Origin of the sequence: Sphingobium subterraneum (assembly GCF_014199435.1) — a bacterium.
In the GTDB taxonomy this organism is placed as follows: Bacteria; Pseudomonadota; Alphaproteobacteria; order Sphingomonadales; family Sphingomonadaceae; genus Sphingobium; species Sphingobium subterraneum.
This window is the reverse complement of the sequence record NZ_JACIJP010000009.1, coordinates 14,565-35,476: the sequence shown is the minus strand read 5'-3', so window position 1 is coordinate 35,476 and position 20,912 is coordinate 14,565. Positions and strand designations below refer to the sequence as shown.

24 protein-coding genes are annotated in these 20,912 nt (G+C 59.6%); 16 read left to right on the top strand and 8 right to left on the bottom strand.

What is annotated here, in order from left to right; genetic code table 11:
- Positions 1-124 precede the first annotated feature (124 nt).
- From FHS92_RS16650 to FHS92_RS16625, 6 genes are all read right to left on the bottom strand, one after another.
- Complete coding sequence (locus FHS92_RS16650) at positions 125-808, bottom strand: PepSY domain-containing protein (protein ID WP_281377841.1); 684 nt, start codon at positions 806-808, stop codon at positions 125-127.
- Between the two features lie 38 nt (positions 809-846).
- Entirely contained in the window at positions 847-2,100 is a 1,254-nt protein-coding gene (locus FHS92_RS16645) for a copper resistance protein B (protein ID WP_184081814.1), read from the bottom strand.
- Positions 2,097-3,992, bottom strand: coding sequence for a copper resistance system multicopper oxidase (locus tag FHS92_RS16640; protein WP_184081813.1), 1,896 nt, complete (start codon positions 3,990-3,992; stop codon positions 2,097-2,099). Before FHS92_RS16640 ends, FHS92_RS16645 begins: the two co-directional genes overlap by 4 nt.
- 86 nt (positions 3,993-4,078) lie before the next feature.
- A complete protein-coding gene (locus tag FHS92_RS16635; RefSeq protein WP_184081812.1) occupies positions 4,079-4,651 on the bottom strand; it encodes an RNA polymerase sigma factor in 573 nt (190 codons plus the stop codon).
- The gene (locus FHS92_RS16630; RefSeq protein ID WP_184081811.1) at positions 4,648-5,082 is read right to left on the bottom strand and encodes a periplasmic heavy metal sensor; all 435 of its coding nucleotides are present in this window, start codon (positions 5,080-5,082) and stop codon (positions 4,648-4,650) included. The genes FHS92_RS16635 and FHS92_RS16630 overlap by 4 nt, the downstream gene beginning before the upstream one ends.
- Positions 5,079-5,411 (bottom strand): hypothetical protein, encoded by a 333-nt coding sequence (locus FHS92_RS16625; protein ID WP_184081810.1) that lies wholly within the window; start codon positions 5,409-5,411, stop codon positions 5,079-5,081. Before FHS92_RS16625 ends, FHS92_RS16630 begins: the two co-directional genes overlap by 4 nt.
- 229 nt (positions 5,412-5,640) lie before the next feature.
- Here FHS92_RS16625 and copC point away from each other — a divergent pair, with 229 nt between their 5' ends.
- Positions 5,641-6,021: a copper homeostasis periplasmic binding protein CopC gene (copC, locus tag FHS92_RS16620; protein WP_184081809.1), complete on the top strand. Its 381-nt coding sequence runs from the start codon at positions 5,641-5,643 to the stop codon at positions 6,019-6,021.
- A gap of 4 nt (positions 6,022-6,025) precedes the next feature.
- Positions 6,026-6,961, top strand: a complete 936-nt coding sequence (copD, locus tag FHS92_RS16615) for a copper homeostasis membrane protein CopD (protein WP_184081808.1) — start codon at positions 6,026-6,028, stop codon at positions 6,959-6,961.
- A 4-nt stretch (positions 6,962-6,965) separates the two neighbouring features.
- On the opposite strand, the gene FHS92_RS16610 is transcribed toward copD, so the two are convergent.
- Positions 6,966-8,234: a type II restriction endonuclease gene (locus tag FHS92_RS16610; RefSeq protein ID WP_184081834.1), complete on the bottom strand. Its 1,269-nt coding sequence runs from the start codon at positions 8,232-8,234 to the stop codon at positions 6,966-6,968.
- Between the two features lie 259 nt (positions 8,235-8,493).
- Here FHS92_RS16610 and FHS92_RS16605 point away from each other — a divergent pair, with 259 nt between their 5' ends.
- The 13 genes from FHS92_RS16605 (at position 8,494) to FHS92_RS16545 (ending at position 19,477) form a co-directional block, all read left to right on the top strand.
- Entirely contained in the window at positions 8,494-8,862 is a 369-nt protein-coding gene (locus FHS92_RS16605) for a hypothetical protein (protein WP_184081807.1), read from the top strand.
- Between the two features lie 161 nt (positions 8,863-9,023).
- Positions 9,024-9,509, top strand: coding sequence for a heavy metal-responsive transcriptional regulator (locus FHS92_RS16600; RefSeq protein WP_184081806.1), 486 nt, complete (start codon positions 9,024-9,026; stop codon positions 9,507-9,509).
- 8 nt (positions 9,510-9,517) lie between these two features.
- Positions 9,518-9,718, top strand: coding sequence for a hypothetical protein (locus tag FHS92_RS16595; RefSeq protein WP_246352073.1), 201 nt, complete (start codon positions 9,518-9,520; stop codon positions 9,716-9,718).
- 82 nt (positions 9,719-9,800) lie between these two features.
- Positions 9,801-10,142, top strand: a complete 342-nt coding sequence (locus FHS92_RS16590; protein ID WP_184081804.1) for a hypothetical protein — start codon at positions 9,801-9,803, stop codon at positions 10,140-10,142.
- A 652-nt stretch (positions 10,143-10,794) separates the two neighbouring features.
- Entirely contained in the window at positions 10,795-12,360 is a 1,566-nt protein-coding gene (locus tag FHS92_RS16585; protein ID WP_246352072.1) for a 2Fe-2S iron-sulfur cluster-binding protein, read from the top strand.
- Between the two features lies 1 nt (position 12,361).
- Positions 12,362-13,048, top strand: a complete 687-nt coding sequence (locus FHS92_RS16580; protein WP_184081802.1) for an iron reductase — start codon at positions 12,362-12,364, stop codon at positions 13,046-13,048.
- Positions 13,045-13,740: a cytochrome c3 family protein gene (locus FHS92_RS16575; protein ID WP_184081801.1), complete on the top strand. Its 696-nt coding sequence runs from the start codon at positions 13,045-13,047 to the stop codon at positions 13,738-13,740. The genes FHS92_RS16580 and FHS92_RS16575 overlap by 4 nt, the downstream gene beginning before the upstream one ends.
- A gap of 68 nt (positions 13,741-13,808) precedes the next feature.
- Entirely contained in the window at positions 13,809-14,072 is a 264-nt protein-coding gene (locus FHS92_RS16570; protein ID WP_184081800.1) for a DUF2933 domain-containing protein, read from the top strand.
- A complete protein-coding gene (locus FHS92_RS16565) occupies positions 14,059-14,709 on the top strand; it encodes a methyltransferase family protein (protein ID WP_184081799.1) in 651 nt (216 codons plus the stop codon). Before FHS92_RS16570 ends, FHS92_RS16565 begins: the two co-directional genes overlap by 14 nt.
- 89 nt (positions 14,710-14,798) lie before the next feature.
- Positions 14,799-17,162 (top strand): heavy metal translocating P-type ATPase, encoded by a 2,364-nt coding sequence (locus FHS92_RS16560; RefSeq protein ID WP_184081798.1) that lies wholly within the window; start codon positions 14,799-14,801, stop codon positions 17,160-17,162.
- Positions 17,159-17,656: an SRPBCC family protein gene (locus FHS92_RS16555; RefSeq protein ID WP_184081797.1), complete on the top strand. Its 498-nt coding sequence runs from the start codon at positions 17,159-17,161 to the stop codon at positions 17,654-17,656. The genes FHS92_RS16560 and FHS92_RS16555 overlap by 4 nt, the downstream gene beginning before the upstream one ends.
- Positions 17,653-18,063 (top strand): Cu(I)-responsive transcriptional regulator, encoded by a 411-nt coding sequence (cueR, locus tag FHS92_RS16550; RefSeq protein WP_184081796.1) that lies wholly within the window; start codon positions 17,653-17,655, stop codon positions 18,061-18,063. The genes FHS92_RS16555 and cueR overlap by 4 nt, the downstream gene beginning before the upstream one ends.
- A gap of 97 nt (positions 18,064-18,160) precedes the next feature.
- Positions 18,161-19,477, top strand: coding sequence for a hypothetical protein (locus FHS92_RS16545; protein ID WP_184081795.1), 1,317 nt, complete (start codon positions 18,161-18,163; stop codon positions 19,475-19,477).
- 120 nt (positions 19,478-19,597) lie between these two features.
- Here the strand turns inward: FHS92_RS16545 and FHS92_RS16540 are convergent, their stop codons facing one another.
- Positions 19,598-20,413, bottom strand: a complete 816-nt coding sequence (locus FHS92_RS16540) for a hypothetical protein (protein WP_221231122.1) — start codon at positions 20,411-20,413, stop codon at positions 19,598-19,600.
- A 78-nt stretch (positions 20,414-20,491) separates the two neighbouring features.
- Between FHS92_RS16540 and FHS92_RS16535 the strand changes: the two genes are divergently transcribed.
- On the top strand, positions 20,492-20,863 hold the full coding sequence (locus FHS92_RS16535; protein WP_184081793.1) for a hypothetical protein: 372 nt from the start codon (positions 20,492-20,494) through the stop codon (positions 20,861-20,863).
- Positions 20,864-20,912: the final 49 nt, after the last annotated feature.

The following is a 20,912-nucleotide window of genomic DNA, read 5'->3' as shown; positions in this document are numbered from 1 at the left end:
TACGCTTCTGTGCTTGCGCGAGATACTCTTAATTTTCAGAAATTCTTTGCTTTATATCAAATCTGACAACGCTACTTAGTCAAATTCCTCGTCGTGAATGCCGGGGGAAAATAAACTGGAGTGGTCAAAGGGCTTTGGGTTTACGCCGCTTCTTTGGCCAGCGGAAATACAGCAGCACTGTTCCACACAATGCCAAAACCAGACCGCCTGCCGCAAAAGCCATCAACCAAGGCGTGTTGAAATCCTCATGGTTTTTCCAGTCCATGATGTGAAGTCCCCAGAAAAAATCATAGAGCCGCCAAGTCCCATTTCGGACAGCTGTAATTCTCCCTGTGTTTGCAGATACATAGATTCGGGTCGATTCTTCGTCCGGAAAAGCCAGTTGCCAAGCTGGAAGTGGCCCGCGATATTCCGTCGATGCTTGAGCAATATGCAAAGCCGTAGGGGGCTGCTTTCCAGCCCCGCGATAGACACCCATGGCTATCGACCGCGCCCACTGTTCGTTTAGCGGAGAAAGTCGGTGACCGCTCTGCCCATCAAAGAGCTGCAAGGAACTGTCGACACCTTCCACTTCGACCACCGGTCTGTCGAGCAAACTGCGCAGCCGCACTTCCCGGACTGGACGACCTACCGTTTGCAGGATCCTGCCGAGCGCGGAATGATCAGCATCGATCGTGATATTTTGCGCCGACCGATCGATCAGGTGATCACCGTGCACCCTTTCGATCGGAAGGACACTCATCAGCAGACCACTTGCAAACCAGAGCAGCAATTGGGTGCCAATAATGAGCGCGAGCCAGCGGTGCAGTCGGCTCGACCTGACATGGAAGCGATGGCGGACGGGACTCAGAACCAGGTCCGTACACCGAGGACGAAACTTGTCGCCGAAACATTCTCGCCGTCCGCCCGTGCAAAGTCGGCCGTTCGGCCCATACGCCGATCGTACGAAATTCCGATGTAGGGCGCGAACTCGCGCTTCAGCTCGTACCGCAGCCTGAGGCCAAACTCGGCATTGGTAATGCCCGCCCCGATGCGGGTTTCCGGAACATCCTGTGCCGACAAATTGATCTCTACGCGCGGTTGGAGGATCAACCGCTGGGTGATTCTCTGGTCGTAATACCCTTCGATACGGCCAAGCACTTCTCCCTTGTTGGACAGGAAAACTGCCGCTTCTGTTTCGAACCAGTAAGGTGCCACCCCCTCGATGCCGATCGTGGCATATGTCCGGGACGGATCGGGCCTGAAGTCATAGCGGACCCCTGCCTGCAGGTTCCAGTACGGGTCGATTGCCCTGCTATAAAGCGCTTGGATCTCCGCGGTTTCCATGAACGCTTTGCCGCCCCGGAACTCGCCTTCTCCCTCGCTCTTCAAGGTAAGGCGGTTGACGTCGCCGCCATACCAGGCCTCGCCGTCCCAGCGATACCCATCCTTGCCATTCCTGACCTGATATTCAGCGATGTTCAGTGAGACGAAAGAAGTGCTGGTCCCGCCGTGTTCGCGCTGAAGCGAGCTTCGCGAATCCACCATGGCAGCAGGCCCGTACACGCGATCGGCATAGTGATCTGACGGCGGTGCCGGAGCCGGCGCTTCACCGGCAGAAAGGCTTGTTCCCCCACTGTGCCGATCTTTCATTCCGGGCATGTCGGCCATGTTGTGGTCCAGGGCCGATCCGGAACCCTGCGACATATCCATGCCGGACATTTCGTCAGCTGCGGCGCCGTTTGTTTGGGAAGACGGAGCCATGACGGGCATGCTAGACATATCATGCCCGGCATGCTCGCCGGATTGCGACACTACGGGAGTCTCGGCGGACGGCGCAGACATCTGCATCCCTGACATGTCATGCCCCGTGTGGTCTACTGGAGCCGGAGCTGCGGGATGTGCTACAGGGGCTCGCGCGCGCCTTGCAGGGGGCCTCGCCACAGCCCTTCGTTTATTCGCCCCTGGTGGGGCCTTCGTTGCCTTCTTTTTAGGCACCGGGACTGCGACATGTGGCGTGTTCATGCCCGGCATGCCCGGCATCGATTGGGCCTGCGCCTCACCCGTCACAAGGACCGCAAAGGCAGCAACGCCAGCGAAAAGATGAAAGCAGCGCATCATGCTTCTCCTCGCGGACGGACCGAGACAACGCGCATCATCCCGGCATGCATGTGGTAAAGCATATGGCAGTGGAACGCCCAATCGCCCACGGCATCAGCGGTAAAGTCGAACGTTACCTTCCCGCCCGGTTGCACGTTGACCGTATGCTTGCGCGGCGAAAACTCGCCGTGGCCCGTGACCAGTTCGAAAAAATGTCCGTGCAGGTGAATTGGATGAGACATCATCGAATCATTCACAAGCGTCACGCGCACGCGCTCGTTCGCAAGAAAGGGAATGGGCTCGCGTTTGTCGCTGAACTTCACGCCGTCGAACGACCACATGTAGCGCTCCATGTTCCCGGTCAGATGGATTTCCATGGCGCGATCGGGCGCACGGACATCGGGGTTGCGCTCAAGGGCCATCAGATCGCGGTAGACAAGGACCTTATGCCCGACGTCGTCGAGCCCTTGCCCTGGTTCGCCGGTACGATCCATCGGCATCGGAGAAATTGTCTGCACGCCAGGACCCATTTTGACTTGCGGTGCATTGGCAGGATCCCGCATACTCATCGAACCCATGGCCATGCCAGCCATCGAGCTGTCGGCAGCTCCGCCGGGTGCCGCGCTCCCTGCCGAGCCATGGTTCATGCCTCCAGCAGACTGACCTGACCCCATATCCATCCCGGCCATCCCGCCAGCTGCGGATCCCGTCATGTCATGCCCCATGGCCGCGTGATCCATACCCGGCATTGCCGGGGTGCCCCCTGCTTGGGCCGCGCCTGGATCCATGGCGGCCATGTCCATACCCATGTCCTTCATGGTCGCGAGGGGACGCTTGCGCAGGTTTGGCACGTCCGCGGCCATTCCAGCCCTGGGGGCAAGCGTTGCCCGGGCCATGCCTGAGCGATCAACGGATTCGCCAACGAGAGTATAGGCGCGATCGTCGGACGGCGAGACAATTACATCGTAGGTCTCGGCAACCCCGATCTGGAACTCATCGACTTCGACCGGTCTGACATTTTGTCCATCGGCTTGGACGATACTGAGTTTGAGGCCGGGAATTCGGACGTTGAACGTGGTCATGGCCGAGGCATTGATAACGCGAAGCCGGACACGCTCACCCGGCCGGAACAGCGCCGTCCAGTTGTCTTTTGGCCCGTGCCCGTTGACCAGATAGGTGTAGGTCGAACCGGTCACATCCGAGATATCGGCAGGATCCATCCGCATCTTGCCCCACTCAAGACGGTCCTTGAGCGGCTGATCCTCACCCTTCGCCAGGCCACCCAAGGTCTGCCTCTGGTGGTTGAAATAGCCGCCGCCAACCTGCTTGAGTTTGCGATAGATCGCGTGCGGGTGCATCTGACTGTGATCAGAAAGCACGATGACGTGCTCTCGATCAGATTGGATGGGGTCCTCGCCGGCGGGATCGATTACGATCGGACCATAATGGCCAAGCTGCTCCTGAAGGCCCGAGTGGCTATGATACCAGTACGTTCCGGCCTGGACGACCGGGAACTCATATACAAACGTACTTCTTGGCTTGATGCCCGGGAAACTGACGCCTGGCACACCGTCAAACTGGAAGGGAACCAAAAGGCCGTGCCAGTGGATCGAACTGTCTTCCTCAAGATCGTTGGTCACAGCCAGGCGAACCGTCTGGCCCTGGCGCAGCCGTATCAAGGGCGCAGGTACGGTACCGTTTATCCCGATCGCATGGCTTTGGTGACCATCGATCATCATCACCTGGTGTGCAATCCGCAAGGCAATGTCATTACCTGCCAGAGTCGGGAGCGGCTTCACAATTCCCGCCGATCCCGACTGGGCCCAAGCCGGGAACCATGCCGAAGCCGCGAAACCGCCGCCCGCCAAGGTTGCATTGCGAATAAAAGCACGGCGATTCAGCGCCCGGCGCATATCGTTCCCTCTCGATCGCTAACAGGTCCCCTGAGCCGGGGACAGAAACCACTCATAATGCCTTACGCACGAACTCCCATTTTCCCTCAACGATCGCCGAGAAATTCGGAAAGACGCGTCCGGGCGCGATGCAGGCGCGTTTCGACCGCCTTACCGCTGACTGCGAGAACTGCGGCGGCTTCTGCCTGACTCAATCCTTCTACAGTACGCAGCAGCAGGACTTCGCGAAGCGATGATGGTAGCCGGTCGATCGCCTTGGTCAGGCGGCCAAGCTCCCCCTTTGCTGCCAGCGTCTGAAAAGCTGATGGTCCGTCATCGGGTACTGCTCTGACCTCCTCTTCACTCCAGACCTCGGCCCCGGAAAAGAGGCGGCGTACCAAGCGTCGGCGGCGCCAGTCGCGACATTTGTTTATGGCGATACGGGACAGCCACGCCCGCATGGGCCTATTCCCATCATAGGATCCCAGATGGGAATAAGCGGCGACAAAGCAGTCCTGCGTCAAATCGATTGCTTCTTCGCTGTCCCCGACCAATCCGCGGACGAGACGGTAGATCGGCTTTCGATGCCGATTCAGGATTTCGGCGAAGGCAGTTTGGCGGCCCGCCAGCGTAAGCGCCGCAAGCTCTCCGTCGGTACAGGTAGCAAAGTCGATGCTCACCGCACGTCGGCGGTCAACGCCTGAACTACGGCACGGTCAAATTTATCTGCCTGTTCCGGACGAAGCACTTTCCGCATCGCGAAGATGTGTCCAAGCGTTGCAATTTGCAGCTCGCCCATGACCTCGTGGCTCCTTGTGATTGCAGCAACCACCTGGGGGCCATTGTCGTGTTCGGCCTCGATAGCCGCTGCGAGCCGCGCGTTGTCCGCGCGCATCTCGAGTTGAAGCGCCTGCAACTTGACCGAAAACTGACGCTCAAGCACTTCAATCTGCTCATTTTGACGCGGGTCCAAATCCAAATCCCGGTGCAGAAGCTGATGGAGCGCAGCACCTGCCTCAGGCGGAGCGGAAACTTGCCGACCAACTAATACCCCGCCCAGGGCGCCGGAGAACCCGGCCAAAATGATCAGGAACAAGGCACGCTTGTTCATCGCGCACCCAATAGCAACGTCGATGGGGCAAGAGGATTTGCCAGCGCAAAGGATGTCAAAGGTGAACTGGCCGCCTCCGAGGGCAAGAACGCACTGCTTGCCATGCCGAGCAGGGCTGCCCCGACGATTGCAAACAAGCTCGCCCGTCTGAGCGCTTCAGGCGGAAATTGCTGGATCAATGCCAAACGCTCGAACACCATCTGGTCCAGACGGTCGAGCCCGGAAGGGAGCGGCTCCTCGCGCAAACGACGGAGCAAAACATCAAGGTCATTCGTCATTGCCCGTTCTCCAATCCTCACGGCCAGCGCCAGCATCGCCGGTTCGCTCAAGCAATGTGGCGACTCCTACTCAAAAAGCCTGACACAACGCAGTTTTGTCTTGACCTACTAGCAAATACGCGGCGCGGGAGCGAAGCCCTCAAAAAATTTGCTGCACTCCCCGCAATCGCAACAAAATGTTCGGGCTGCGCCGACTTTTTTGTTTTCGCCATGAGGGGTCGTCGTTTGCCGTGCGTAATAATCAGTGTTGGCGGAAACCTCCGCATCATTGGAGAAGATAATGTTTCGCAAAGCACTCTATGTCCTGGCGCTTACGTCGGCTGCATTCTCGGCCACCGCCGCCATGGCACATCCGCGCCTCATCGGTGCTACGCCTGCGGCCAATGCTACGGTCGCAGCACCCACCCGCATCCAACTGACCTTCTCGGAAAACCTTGTCGGGCAATTTTCCGGCATCGATCTCACCATGACCGAAATGCCGGGGATGAAGATGGGACCGATGAAGATCAATGGCGTGGCTGCGACGGTAGCGCCGGACGGAAAGACCCTCGTCGTAGCGCTGGCCCGCCCGCTGGCGCGGGGTACCTACAAGCTCAATTATCATGTTGTGTCTGCCGACACGCACCGGATCCAGGGTACCTATACTTTCAAGGTGAACTAAGTTGATGACGGAAGCGGTTTCCATAGCCATCAGGTCGGGGCTCTACCTCGACCTGATGGCGCTTTTTGGGCTTCCGCTGTTCGGGCTCTATGCACTTCGCGGAGCCGAACGGGCAACTGGCTCGGTCCTGCCATTTCGATCGATCCTCGCTTGGGGATCAATCCTCGGTATAGCGCTGTCGGTTTTAGCAATGATGGTTCTTGCCGCTTCGATGGCGGACGTGCCGATCACCGAAGTCGATCGCGCGACCTTGACCATGCTGATAACAGGGACGTCAATCGGTACCGCATGGCTGGTTCGGCTGCTGGCACTTGTGGCGAGCGGTCTGTGCGCTTTGCTGCTCAGGTGGCGACCAATTCTTGTCCTGCAGACGGCCTCGCTCTGTGGCGCAATAGCATTGGCGACGCTTGCCTGGGCGGGACATGGCGCTGCGGACGAGGGATTGACCGGATGGGTCCATCTCAGCGCAGATATTCTCCATCTTTGGGCCGCCGGGATCTGGATCGGTGCCTTGCTGGCAATGCTGCTGCTACTTTTCATGCCGCCGATTGACGAGAGCCACGATCGTGTTGTGCTGTCGCACCGGGCACTGCATGGATTTGGCATCGTCGGCTCGGGAGCGGTCGCGGCTTTGATCGCATCGGGCCTGGTCAACAGCTGGATATTAGTCGGGCCCGCCCATCTTGGCGACCTGTTTACGACGCTCTACGGGCAACTCCTGCTCGTCAAACTCATGCTCTTCGCCCTGATGCTCGTCCTGGCCGGAGCGAACCGGTTTGTTTATACGCCAGCGCTGGCAACCGCTATGGAGACCGGGGATACCGGATCAGCAGTCCGATCGCTGCGAAGAAGCCTCGCCTTGGAAAGCACAATCGCATTGCTGGTCCTGGGTCTTGTTGCGTGGCTGGGTCTGCTCCCACCGCCGGCTTCAGCTATGTAAGTAGTCAAGGCAAAGGCCGCGCGATCGATTTTATGGCCTTGAGGCCCGAGCCAAATCGCGAGATCGCGTCTTTATGTCGCTCAAGCTCGCCGTAGGAAAGGTAAGCAATTTCCAGATCGGCTATGCGGCTGAATGCGGGCCGGGATACCTGGGCGCGGACTTCAGCTTCGCGCGCATCGGGGGCAACCAGATAAAGACCGGCCGAGGCGTGAAGGTCGCTGCCACTCAAGGCCAAGTCCAGCATACGCACAATGCCCGAATAAATCGACGTTGAATGCTCGACCTCGAAAGCGGCCGCCACCGTGGCAGCGCCCTGGTCCAACCAGAGCACATCGATCAGACGAATGGCATCACCGCCGCGTGAGGTCGTAATAGTTTCAGGCAATGACGTCAGGCACCCTTCGCCTAGTCTGCGGCCATCATGCAGGCGGCTGCGATCGTTCGCCGCAATCCAGACATCATATCCGAGTGCATGGCCGAGGTCTCTCAGCCAGGCCTGTATCTCCGAGTGCGTGCGGTCACTTTCTCCCTGTTTGGCGAGCGGCTTGTTTAGGGCCGCGGCTTCAATGCGTGCCTGTTCAAGCCGCGCAATCCAGTTTCCAGGTTTTTCGTCTACATCGTCACGGGGTGGCGCTGGGTACCTTCCGGAACCAATATCGAACAACAAACCTCCGATTGCCCCGAGGTCATTGGACAGCAGATCCCGAAACTGCTCATTGAGGTCCAACATGCCGGAACGCATCGCGAGGAAGTGCTGCCAACTGCCAAGTTTGACTTTCGCACCAGTCAGCTTGTTAAACCCGTTCACGATAGCCGTGTTGAACGGGGGTACAAGAGTCGGGTGCAAGAAATAGAGAAGATTGGCAACCGCCGGGCCCAAGCCCTTTATTTTCAGCGCATCGATCTCGTGAATGCCGGCGACAACCTCTTCGGCGGTATCGCAGCAGGCGCAATGGTGCAGTAGCTGTCCAAACGCGCGCTGGTTGACCGGGTTCTCGTAGATGTCGGGTATCCGCAGCTTCGGCTTCCAGAGAAAGGCGTGGTCGGCACCTTTGAAAATCTGCCGCTGCTCGGCGATTGAATGGACCACGGTCTCGAGCGAAGAGCCGCGGTACGCCACGCCAAAACTGCCATCCTCAATAGCGTCAACGACTTGGGCAAGACCGCGACGGATCGAACGGAAGTTCTTCAGGCGTTCGTCCCACAAAAACCAGCTTTGGTAGGTGGCGTTGGGATCCTCTTTCCAGCGCTGGATCAGTTGTCGAGCCCGCATGTCGAAATCAGCCAAAGTCAAGGTCTCCACCCAACACCACCCAACACCACCCAGGTGCTGTAGCCAAGCTCTCAGGGCAACGCCAGCGACCCGTCTGAGCACATGGAACAAATGCCGGTCATCGTCGAAGCGTACCTCAATTTGGCGGTTTGCGCAGCTTCGCCACCTTGGGGACATTGCGGATATAGAACCGGGAGTAGGGTCCATAGTCTCTGGTTCCGGAGAGGCGAACAACCACTTTCACACACGGAGACCGAAAATGAAGCTCAAGACCAAAATTTCTCTCGCCATCGCCAGCATCGCCATGCTGGGCGCCGTCCCCGTAGCTGCCGCTAGCGTCGGCCACTCTTGGTTCATGCGCGGCTCGATCGTTGGCGAGCAAGCAGAAGGCAAGGTCGTCTGCATCGGCAGCGAAGATGGGGCGACGGTTGGCCAGATTCTCGATGCCTACAAGGTCGTGCAGAACCCAGGCCCCGGCAATAAAGGCGCGGGCCCGACATTTCGCCGGGAACGGACTGGTCATGTCCGTATCGACCACGTCTATGACGCTCACTTCGCCCACGTAAGCGTCGTCGATGGCGCTCCGGCCGTACACGACATTGTCGAATTGCGCCGCACTCGGCGCTAAACGCAGGGCGTGGAGACAGCAAACGGCTGTTTCCACGCCCACCGCCGCAATGCCTGAGCTGGCACTCCTGAACTGACGACGACAATTCAGAGCAGTTCCGGCGCAGAATCCTTCTTGACCTTGGACCATGGTCCAAGGGTTATTTTGGAATGTGATCGGCTATGACTCGATTCAAAATCGGCGAATTGGCCCAGGCTGCAAATGTACCGAGGGATACCATTCGCTATTACGAGCGCACCGGTCTGCTATCGCCCCCCGAGCGCACCAGTTCGGGGTACCGGCTCTATGACCAGTCGGATGTCGATCGGATGAGGTTTATCCGTGCCGCCCAATCGCTCGATTTCACCCTCGCCGAAACGAAATCGCTGCTCGAGTTGAAAGCGAGCGATCATGCCAAGGCCTCGGATATTCTGGCCGTGACACTGGCCAAACTGGATCAAGCCAAACTCAAGGTCGAGCGGCTCGGCCACATCCGCGAGATTCTTCAAAAGCTGGCCGATGCCTGCCCCCAGGATGCCGCGACCGATGCCTGCCCGATCCTCGATTTCCTCTCAAATGGGGACTTTGTGGAACTCGGGTCGAAAGAACAAAAAACGAGCAAGATGGAGAGGACCACCACTCTTACAACAAGGAGGGAATTAACATGAGGTACGCAATGATCCTGGCTCTTCTGCCGGCCAGCCTGCTGGGCGCCTGCGCAACCATTCCGCCGACGAGCGCAGAGGTCGAGAGTTGTCAGAGAATGGAAAGCGAGATGGGCGTCGGGCAGACCCACGACCATAACGAAATGAAGGGACGGGGTATCAATCCGATGAACCTGTCGCATGCTCGCTGCCAGCAGATTCTCAAGCAATAGCCGCCTGGAGCCGCCGAGGCTGGCAGCAGGTCGTTGCTTCGCCTCGGCGGCTCCACTCACTACATCACAAGGAGAAGACGTCATGACACTGTTTACCAAGATCACCGCGTCGGCGATTGGTGCATTTGCACTGGCTGGCTTGCTTGCCGGCTGTGACAAGAAGGCCAGCGATACAACAGCAACGCCTACCGCGAGCGCAACGACCAATGCACCGGCTGCAACCGGTAACGAGGCCGCGGCCAGCGCAGCTGATGATGCCAACCGTGCAAGCGGGGATACGATGCCAAACGATATGGCTGAGCGTCACCGCCAGAAAATGGACCATGATTCCATGCGCCAAGGGAACCAGATGGGCCCACAGATGGGGCCAGGAGCCAGCCCGTCGCCGAGCGACAGCCCGGCAGCACCCATGAAGGATATGTAAGCAGGCTTGTCGATCCGACGAGCGCGCTATTGTCTATGTCCGTTTGGACACGGGTTGCACCGTGAGGCAGATCGAACCTGAAAGCGCCCTTCCCGCGCAATTCAGGTTCGATCGCCTTGCCCGGGGCATGCATGGTTAACTGTCGTATCTCAATTACGCCGCCAAGGGGGGCCGAAAATCGGTCGGTCCAGCTCGATCCCTTCAGCCCCGCGCATCAGTTCGACGTAATGACACCAATGAATGAAGGATCGGGGCGTTGCAGGTCCATTTTAACTCTCTAACCAGAGCAACTTCCCGGCGCGTAGCTGGACGCCCGCGAATCCTCTTGGCCGGCCTGGCGCTTGTGGCGGCACAGCCGCTTGTGGCGCAGGACCCCGCAGCCGAGCATGCCTCCCATCATCCCGGAACCGCTGCCGGATCGTCGCAAGCTATCCCTCCTCCAGGAAGCGCCGCGCAAATGCCCGGCAATTCGGGCAGCCCGGCTGCGGGCGGTGCAATGGCTCAGATGATGCAGAAGATGATGGCTCCGGCCGGCTCATCGCCGGGCGGTATGGCTGCAGGCTGCTGCGGCATGGGCGGAGTAAAACCCTATTACGCGTCCCTGATGGAATGGCCGGCGCTGACCGACGACGCACGCAGTGCCGTGCGCCCCTTGGCGCTTGAGCGGCTCAATGCCGGAATGGTCGCGCTTTCGACACAGCAGACGCAAATCCACCATGCAATGTCCATGAACGATTTTGCCGCCGCTTCCACGGCCATTTCACGGGCACGCGAGAATATAGCGCTCGCGGAGAGCGGCGCAAGCGTGCTCAAGGGGCTCGCCGAGGAACGCGCGCCCCGCGATATGGCGCTCAGCTGGTTCAAAACCGAGACTGCAATTGGAGGAGACAAACAGATGCCGACTCATGGCGATCTTGCAGGTCTGTCATGGTGGCACCTGATCGCAATGGCACTCCTTGCCGCTGCAGTCGCGGCAGCGCTGCTGTCATGGAACGCCCGGCGCCGGCGTGTTGCCGGGCTTGTCGAGCGTTTGGCTTCGGGAGCTCCGGTAACCACCGGTCCCGCAAGTCCGCCCCCGCCGCCAACCACCATGCCGTCCTCGCCTGCCGCAGCACAGCAAAAGCCATGGAAGGGTACCTTGCGGATCAAGGCGATCTTCCAGGAAACACCCGCTGTGAAGACCTTCCGGCTGATGGAGCCAAGTGGCGGGGCCATTCCCTTCAGCTTCCTGCCGGGGCAATATGCCACCATCACGTCGGAGATCGACGGCCAGAAGGTGCGACGATCCTATACAATCTCATCGTCGCCAACCCAACGCGACTATATCGAGCTGACCATCAAACGCGAGCAGAATGGCCTGGAATCGCGCCATTTGCACGATCACGCACTCGCCGGCGATCTCCTCGAGATCGCCGCGCCTGCGGGCCGGTTTTTCTTCACCGGCGAAGAGGCTGAAGGAATCGTCCTGATTGCTGGCGGCGTCGGTATAACCCCGATGATGAGTGTATTGCGCAGCCTAACCGACCGATCGTACGCCTACGACGTCTTTTTGCTCTATGGAGTGAATACGCCTGCGGATTTGATCTTTGCCGAGGAATGCGACTATCTCGCCCGGCGTCACCCCCGGCTGCACATTGCTTCCGTTGTCGCCAAGCCTGAGGGCACAGAGTGGACGGGCCCGGTTGGCTATATCACGGCCGAATTCATCGCCTCGACCGTTCCGGACATAGCTCGCCGCCGCATTCACCTGTGCGGACCCCCACCCATGATGGCAGCGGTAAAGACCGCGCTCGAAGAGCTTAAAGTGCCTTCCGAACAAGTCAAAACTGAGGACTTCGCTCCCCCGAAAGGCGGACCGGTACTGGAAGCTGAAGCGTTGCCGCAGGCGTCGGCCTCGGCCTCGGCCTCGGCAGAAACCGGAACCGACGCCTCACCGCCTGTTCCCGCGCTTTCCGCACATGCATCGATCACCTTCTCGGGGTCGGGGAAGTCCAGTCCATTGGCGCCGGACCAGTCGGTGCTGGAAGCGGCGGAAGCACTAGGGGTCACCATCGACTACGATTGCCGTCAGGGAACTTGCGGCCGATGCAAAGTGCCGCTGCGCGAAGGCCAGGTCATAATGGAGGTCGAAGATGCCCTCTCGGCGGCCGAAAAAGCGTCGGGAGTGATTCTGGCCTGTCAGGCCAAGTCCACCGGAAACCTGGTCGTGGACGCGTGAAATGACCGAGACCGAGAAAACCACAATCAGTGGGCTGATCGGGGCGCTCGTATTGCTTGTGCCCGCATTCATCATCCACACTGCACCGAGGTTCCCCGGGAGCCTGACGGGCAGCATAATCGGCATTGTCGCGGCGGCGCTGTTCCTGTTGTTGATGGTGTACACGGCGGTCAAGCACCAGCCCAGGCTCAAGCAACTAGTGACTGGCCGGATTTCGCTCAGCGCCTTGATGACCTTCCACGCCTATGCCGGAAGCATCGGCGCCTTGCTCGGAATTGTTCATTCGGGACACAAGTTCGACAGCACGCTTGGCGTGGCGCTGGTTGCAACTATGCTGATTGTCGCTTTCACCGGCTTTATCGGCCGGTACTATCTAGCCCAGATCGGCCAAGAACTGAAACTGCAGCAGCGCGAACTTAAACTGCTGCGAGACCAGTTCGACGCGTTTGCACGCACAGCCCCGGCGCAGATACCTGGTTCGCCTAGTATAGGCCCGGCAGGATTACCTCTGGGCCACCTGCTTGGCGCGATATCCGACCTCGAATTTGCCATCATGGCCCGCGACGCGATCAAGCGCACTCTTTCACGCTGGCTCATCCTGCATATTGGTGCCGCGATCGCAATGTACGGGCTCCTCTTCATCCATGTCTGGAGCAGCTACTATTTCGGCCTGCGGTGGCTCCCATGAAACCCAGCAACCTGTTGTACCTGGCTTTGGGAGCCATCGCCCTGTTTGCCGCCATCGCCATTCCGGTTAGCGTCTATCGTTCGAGTAGCGCCGCAGCTCCGCGCTGGGTGTCAGCTGTCGAACCAGGGCCGCTCTCGAAGGCACATGCCTTCCTCGAGAACAAGTGCGAGAGTTGCCACACCCCCAACAGCGGCGTGAAGGCACAAAACTGCATAACATGCCACGCAGCCGCCACGGATTTGCTGATGAAACCTGCGACCGCATTCCACGCGAAGATATCGGAATGCGCCGGTTGTCATGTTGAACATCAAGGGTTCGGTATCAGGCCAACAAAGATGGATCACGGTCTGCTTGAACGGATCGCCATTCAAAAAGGCGGCTCCGCGACCACGCTCGACTGCCTATCCTGTCATGCCCCGATCGACAGGCACAAAGGGTATTTCGGGAAAGATTGTGCCAGTTGCCACCAGACTTCGAGCTGGAAAATTCCGGGCTATCTCCATCCCAGTCCACGATCGACCGAATGTTCACAGTGCCACAAGGCACCTCCGAGCCATTACATGATGCATTTTCAAATGATGGATCAGCCTATTTCAGGCGAACACAATGCCCGAGTCGATCAGTGCTACAGTTGCCATCAAACCGACTCGTTCAACAACATTAAAAGAGTTGGCATGGTGAAAGTGCATTAATTATTGAATTGCGTACGGCCATCTCGATTGTTTTTAAATAATCGGCAGCGGAGCAGGAGGAATAATATATGCCGGACGCTCAATATCATTGCAGGACAAGAATGCCGACCGGGGCAAAAGTGGTCTTTATCGGATTCGCAGTCGTCGCAGGCTATTACCTAATGACGGAGCATGCAGCTCATGTCCTGACCGCACTGCCACTGCTCCTCTTCCTATCCTGCCCGATCATGCATCTCTTCATGCATCACGGCCATAATCACGGTCGCACCCATGCCGTGCCGCCTGCGTCAGAATCAACGCCGGAAAAGGGAGGCGACAATGGGAACGCATGACATGCAGGGCTTCGGCCTGTGGGGCCTCGCCTTCGTCAACGCGGCGATCTTCATCCTGTTTGCCCTGAGCTTCTTCAAACCGCAGTCGGCGCGGGACTGGCGCAGCTTCAGCGCTTTCAGTGCGTTTCTCGTTGCGCTCTTTGCCGAAATGTATGGCTTTCCGCTCACCATTTATCTCTTCTCGGGCTGGCTGCAGTCGCATTATCCTGGCGTCAATTGGTTCAGTCACGACGCAGGCCATCTGCTCGAAATGATGTTCGGATGGCGGGTCAACCCGCACTTTGGCCCCTTCCACATGGCAAGCTTCGTCCTGATCGGTGCCGGCTTCTGGCTAATTTCTGCAGGCTGGGCCGTCCTCCATGCCGCCCAGCAGAATCGCGCCATGGCGACAACCGGTATCTACGAACGTCTGCGACACCCGCAATATGTCGGCTTCATCATGGTCCTGACCGGTTTCCTGCTACAATGGCCAACGCTGCTGACGGTTGTGATGTATCCGGTTCTGGTGGTGATGTACGTCCGCCTAGCGCGCCATGAAGAGCAAGCTGCGATTGCGGAATTCGGCGATGCCTATCGTGACTATATGGCGCAAACCGGTGGCTTCTTCCCCAGATGGCATAGTGAAAGCGCCAGGTGAGATGCCAGTCCGTTGGCCTGTATAAAATGAACGCTTGACCCTGACATGATGTCAGACCCCATATGATGATGCGTTAGAGGAGAATCGATATGACATCGACTGATCACAAGGCGCATCACCATGATGGCGCCTGCTGCAGTGGTGCGGCGAAAAAGGCCGGCAGTCCGGCCACGATCGACCCGGTTTGCGGGATGAAAGTCGATCCGTCGGCGACCGAACACCATGCTGCTCATCATGGTCAGGACTACCATTTCTGCAGCGCTGGCTGCCGCACCAAGTTTGTCGCCAACCCCGATCTGTACCTCTCCAAGGTGGCTGCACCGCCGCCAGCAGGGGCGAACGACGTCATCTACACCTGTCCGATGCATCCGGAGGTACGGCAACTCGGGCCGGGCTCGTGCCCGATCTGCGGCATGGCCCTGGAGCCTGCGACCGTTACGCTCGATACCGGACCCAGTGCAGAACTCACCGACATGACCCGGCGCTTCTGGATTGCACTCGTCCTGACCCTACCCGTTTTCGCGCTCGAGATGGGCGGTCACCTGACCGGGCTCATGATGTTCGTTGGCAAGCAGACATCGAACTGGATCCAGTTTGGGCTCGCAACACCGGTCGTGTTGTGGGCTGGCTGGCCGTTCTTCGTGCGCGGATGGGCCTCGATCAAGTCGCGCCACCTCAATATGTTCACGCTGATCGCCATGGGCGTGGGCGTCGCCTATCTCTACAGCCTCGTCGCACATTTCGCGCCGTCGTTGTTTCCCCCGGCCTTTCGCGACACGATGGGCACCGTTCCGGTCTATTTCGAAGCGGCCGCCGTGATCACCGTGCTCGTCCTGTTGGGACAGGTTCTGGAACTTCGGGCGCGAGAGCGCACCTCAGGCGCGATCAAGGCGTTGCTCGATCTGGCGCCTAAGACTGCGCGGCGCATCACCGCGGATGGGCAGGACGAAGAAGTCACGCTCGACCTGATCGTTGTCGGTGATCACCTTCGGGTTCGTCCCGGCGAAAAGGTGCCTGTCGATGGCGTCATAGCCGAGGGGCGGGTCTCGATCGATGAATCGCTGGTCACCGGCGAGTCGATGCCGGTGACCAAGGAAGCCGGCGCCAAGGTCATCGCTGGCTCGCTCAACAAGACCGGTAGTTTCGTCATGGTGGCCGAGAAGGTTGGAAGTGAGACGCTGCTCTCGCGGATCGTCCAGATGGTGGCAGAGGCGCAGCGCAGCCGCGCGCCGATCCAGCGCATGGCGGACCAGGTCTCTGGCTGGTTCGTCCCTGTGGTTATTGCGGTCGCGCTTGTTGCCGCTGCCGCCTGGGCGCTATTCGGGCCGGACCCGCGCCTGACCTATGCCCTGGTCGCTGCGGTCTCGGTGCTGATCATCGCCTGCCCCTGCGCTCTTGGCCTCGCCACCCCCATGTCGATCATGGTCGGTGTCGGGCGCGGCGCGCAAGCGGGCGTGTTGATCAAGAATGCCGAGGCCCTCGAGCGCTTCGAGAAGATCGACACGCTCGTCGTCGACAAGACCGGAACGCTGACCGAGGGACGGCCCGCTGTGACCGGTATCCGCACTGTCAGTGGCTGGGAGGAAAACGAGATCCTTCGCCTGGCCGCCAGCCTGGAGCGGGGAAGCGAACACCCGCTGGCGGATGCCATCCTGCGCGCTGCGCAGGACCGCAAGCTCGAACTAAAACAGGCCAGCGATTTCGATTCTCCGGTGGGGCGCGGCGTGACAGGTACAGTGTCGGGCAAGCATGTCCTCCTTGGCGGCCCGCGTTTCATGGCCGAGCAGAAGATCGACACGGCTCAGCTCAACGCCGACGCCGAAGCGATGCGCGCCGAAGGCGCGACCGCGATCTTCGCCAGTGTCGATGGTAAACTGGCAGGGCTCCTGGGGATTTCCGATCCGATCAAGGAAACATCCGCCCAGGCTATCCGCGACCTTAAAGCCGATGGCATCCGCATCGTCATGATGACCGGTGACAATCGCACCACGGCGCTCGCGGTTGCAGCCCGTCTGGGAATTGATGATGTCGAGGCCGAGGTCCTGCCCGAGGACAAGGCCAGCGTCGTCCAGAAGCTGCGCGCCGAAGGCCGCAGCGTCGCCATGGCCGGCGACGGCGTCAACGATGCACCGGCCCTCGCTGCGGCAGAGGTTGGGATCGCCATGGGTGCGGGCGCCGATGTCGCTATCGAAAGTGCGGGCGTGACCTTGCTGCAGGGCGATCTGGGCGGCATCGTGCGAGCGCGGCGGCTGTCGCGGGCCGTCATGCGCAACATCCGCCAGAATCTGGTCTTCGCGTTCGCGTATAACGTCGCGGGTATCCCGATTGCGGCAGGCGCGCTGTACCCGGCATTTGGCTGGATGCTTTCGCCCGCCATTGCAGCGGCTGCCATGGCCCTGTCCTCGGTCAGCGTCATTAGCAATGCCCTGCGCCTGCGGATTGTCCGGCTATGACTGATTTGCCGCTTCACTACGAGGCGAGCGCGACAATCGCCCGCTCGGCGGAAAGCATCTTCGCGATGGCCGACGAGCCGGACTTGATGACCAAGCATATGGGCGGCCCTTCGCTGATGATGGGCGGCGGCTCCATGCGGTGCGAGCTTGACGCTCTGGGTGGAAAGGCTACGGGCTCTGTGATCCGGCTTGCCGGAACGGCCTTTGGATTGACCATAGCGGCTGAGGAAGTCGTCGAGGCTCGCGTGCCGCCAACGCGCAAGGTCTGGGCGACCATCGGTATGCCGCAGCTTGTCGTCATACGTGCTTACCGGATGGGATTTGCAATCACCCCATCCGGCGCCGGGAATCTCCTCCTTGTCTGGATCGACTATGCACTGCCAGAACCCGGCTTGGCGCGTTGGCTGGCGCGCGCATTTGGGGGCATGTTTGCCCGTTGGTGCGTCAATAATATGGTGCGGGAAATCCAACATCGACAGGCAGGTAGGCCATGAACATCGGTCAGGTAGCCGAGGGATCGGGCGTATCGCAGCGCATGATCCGGCATTACGAGAAAATCGGCCTCATCCCCGCGCCACCACGGCGCAACGGCACTTTCCGGGATTATTCGCCTGACGACGTCCATCGTCTGCGGTTCATTGCTAATGCGCGCGATCTCGGGTTTCCGATCGAGGAAATACGGGAACTGCTTTCATTATGGGGCGACCGGAACCGGTCGAGCGCAGATGTCAAAGCCCTGGCGCTGGCGCGAGCAGCACTGCTTCATGGCAAGGCGCTGCAACTCGAACAGATGCGCGCCACTTTGCTGGATCTGGCCGAACAATGTTCAGGCGATTCACGGCCCGAGTGTCCGATCATCAATGGCATCGCGCAGGATGAAGCCCGTCGCAAGGCCGTGTAGAAGGATAACCTGACAGACGTCTCGCAGGAGAACCCTCACCTCACGTTCACGCCGGTCTGGCGGATCCAGTCACAGATTCGAGCCTGAAAGGAATGACGTGCGGGCGATCCCACCTGACGGCCTGCCGGTTCCACCCCAATCGGTGGCAGAGCAGCTCAACTTGGGTTGCTTCTGCATCTCGCTCGATCGCAGGGAACTGGCAGATGCCCTGGACAGGGCAGTCCGGAGCGAGGGCTTCGCGGCGCGCCTGGGCGCGTCGCATCCGACGTTGTTTTCGAATGTTCCTGTGTTCGTGCCATCGGAAATGCTGGCCCAAATGATGCTGATTGTTGGTGCCGTCGAAGAGGCGGCGCGATTGCCGGCTTATCGTGCGGCAGCGCTGGCCTATGCGCCGCTTTCGGCAAGGCAGGACTTCGGCCCGCTTGGGGCATTCATGGGCTATGACTTTCACCTCGCTTCCGACGGCCCCAAGCTGATTGAAGTGAACACGAATGCTGGCGGGGCCTTCCTCAATGCGCTTTTGGCTGGCGCACAGCGTGCCTGCTGTCCGGAGGACCGATTTGCCGTTCGTGCCCCAACCGAAAGTGATTTCGCCGAGCGCGTGGCGCGCATGTTTGTCGCCGAATGGCAGCGGCAGCGAAGCAAGGGTCGACCCGCGCTGATCGCAATTGTCGACGATATGCCCGAGAAGCAGCATCTCTACCCGGAGTTCCAGCTGGCGCAGGATTTGCTCGAGAAACAGGGCATTCGGGCAGTCATCGTTGACCCTGCGCAGATGGTCTACGATGGACAGAAACTCACGGCTGAGGGGCAGGTGATCGACCTGGTCTACAACCGATTGGTCGACTTCTCGCTTGACGAGCCGCGACATGCCGCGCTGAAGGCCGCCTACCTTCAGGGTGCAGTGGTCGTGACGCCGTCACCCCACGTGCACGCGCTTTTGGCCGACAAGCGCAACCTTTCACTGCTCTCGGATGATGCCCGGCTTGAAGATTGGGGTCTACCGGCTGCATATCGGGCCGTTCTGCGAAACGGCCTGCCGCAGACTGTTGTCGTCACTCGCGCGAACAGCGAGGATCTTTGGCGAGAACGACGGAACCTGTTTTTCAAACCGGCGCGCGGCCACGGCAGCAAGGCGGCATATCGAGGTGACAAAGTCACGCGGCGGGTGTGGGACGAGATTGTCAGCGGCGAATATGTCGCGCAGACCTTCGCCGCGCCCACTGTTCGTAATGCGACCGTGGCGGGGGAGAGCATCGCTCTCAAGACCGATATTCGACTTTACACATATGCAGGCGAGCTGCTGCTGGCCGCAGCACGTCTCTACCAGGGCCAAACCACCAACATGCGCACCCCGGGAGGCGGGTTCGCCCCGGTTTTGCAGGTGACCGACTCTGGCCCTAGCCCCGAATGAGCGTGCGGGCAGAGTTCTTAGCCAATGCGGCCAAATGATCGATTGACATGACCCGGGATCGACGGCGTTCAAGGGCGGGAACCTGACTGCGGCCAGCAAATCCGGCCGCACCGTCACCGCCTAGGAGCAACTGAAATACAACTTCTCGGAGATCTTGAGCTTTGGTGGAGTACCCTCGATCACCGTGACCGTTAAACTGCTGTTCTCAATGCCGCGGTGAGTAACGTAGTGACCGTGCAGGAGCAGGTCATTGCCGCGAATTTTGACCTCTTCGACGTGAAAATGGCTGTGCCCAAAATCCAAACCGTCAGCTGATATGCGAAGCGACGACCCGGATCCCGGCGCGCAACCTGGAACATCGTTCCAGATGCCGGATATTTCGGCGTACCGCTGATCAACATCATCGCCCTGCGCAGGCGCTACCACTCCGCCTGCACGCTGCTTCCCTGTTGAGCCGGTCACGCCTTGCCTCGCGACGGAAATTTCAGCCGCACGGTCCGGTGTCGGACCTGGAACACGGTGCTTCTGCTGAATGGGAGCGAGCGTCAAAGCCATGCCAAGCACCAGAAGCACGGCGCAGATCAGAACGGTCGTCCAGTATAGCTTTGGCGCGGTCTGACGCCGAACACGCGAAGATGCGAGCGGCGCTCGCCCCGTCTTCAGAGCGTGGCACAGCAAGGCGCCAATGAGCAGCACCATGACAATCCCGATCAGCACTTTGCACCCACTTTTGCTTCCTAGCGCCAATAAAAAATTGGCCGCCTTGAAACCGAAGAAAGAGAAATCATCCCGCCATCCGTGGGAGATATTGCAAGGTCTGGTCAGCGAAACCAGACAAGGGCCAGTAGCGACGTCAACTGCCTCGTCCCTGATCATTCCAAGACCCTTGCCCAGCAGGGCATTGGAATCTGAAATGGTGCGGCGCACTCCGGTCAAGCGATAGTGGGTTGCGCCGGCGATGCAAGAAGCGAGTGTCGAATTGACAGTCGCCCATTACAAGTCGAAGGAAGTCACGTGAAGCGCTGGTTCTCTCTGCTGATGCTCGTAGGAGCACTCCTCGGTCTGATCGGGCAAGAAGCGGCGTTTGCGCACGCCATTCCGGTTGAAAGGGCAGAGCTTGTGGCTACCGCCGCACCGATGAGCCCCGAATGCGCGGAAATGATGCATCTCGGGAAGCAGAAGCCACAGCCCGACAAGCCGTGTCAGGGCATGACGCCTGATTGCGTAGCCAAGATGGGCTGTGCAGTTGCTGTGGCGCTGGTTCCTCCGCTTCCGAGCGCCAGTCCGACCGAATTTCGCCCATCGATTCCTCGCCAGATGCAGGTCGCGGTGCTTGTTGGGCGTGAAACCAGTCCAGAACCGCATCCACCCGCACGCCTTGGTTGAACCTCACTGGCGCGCCCGCGAACCTGTTTTCGCGGTGCGTCACCTCACC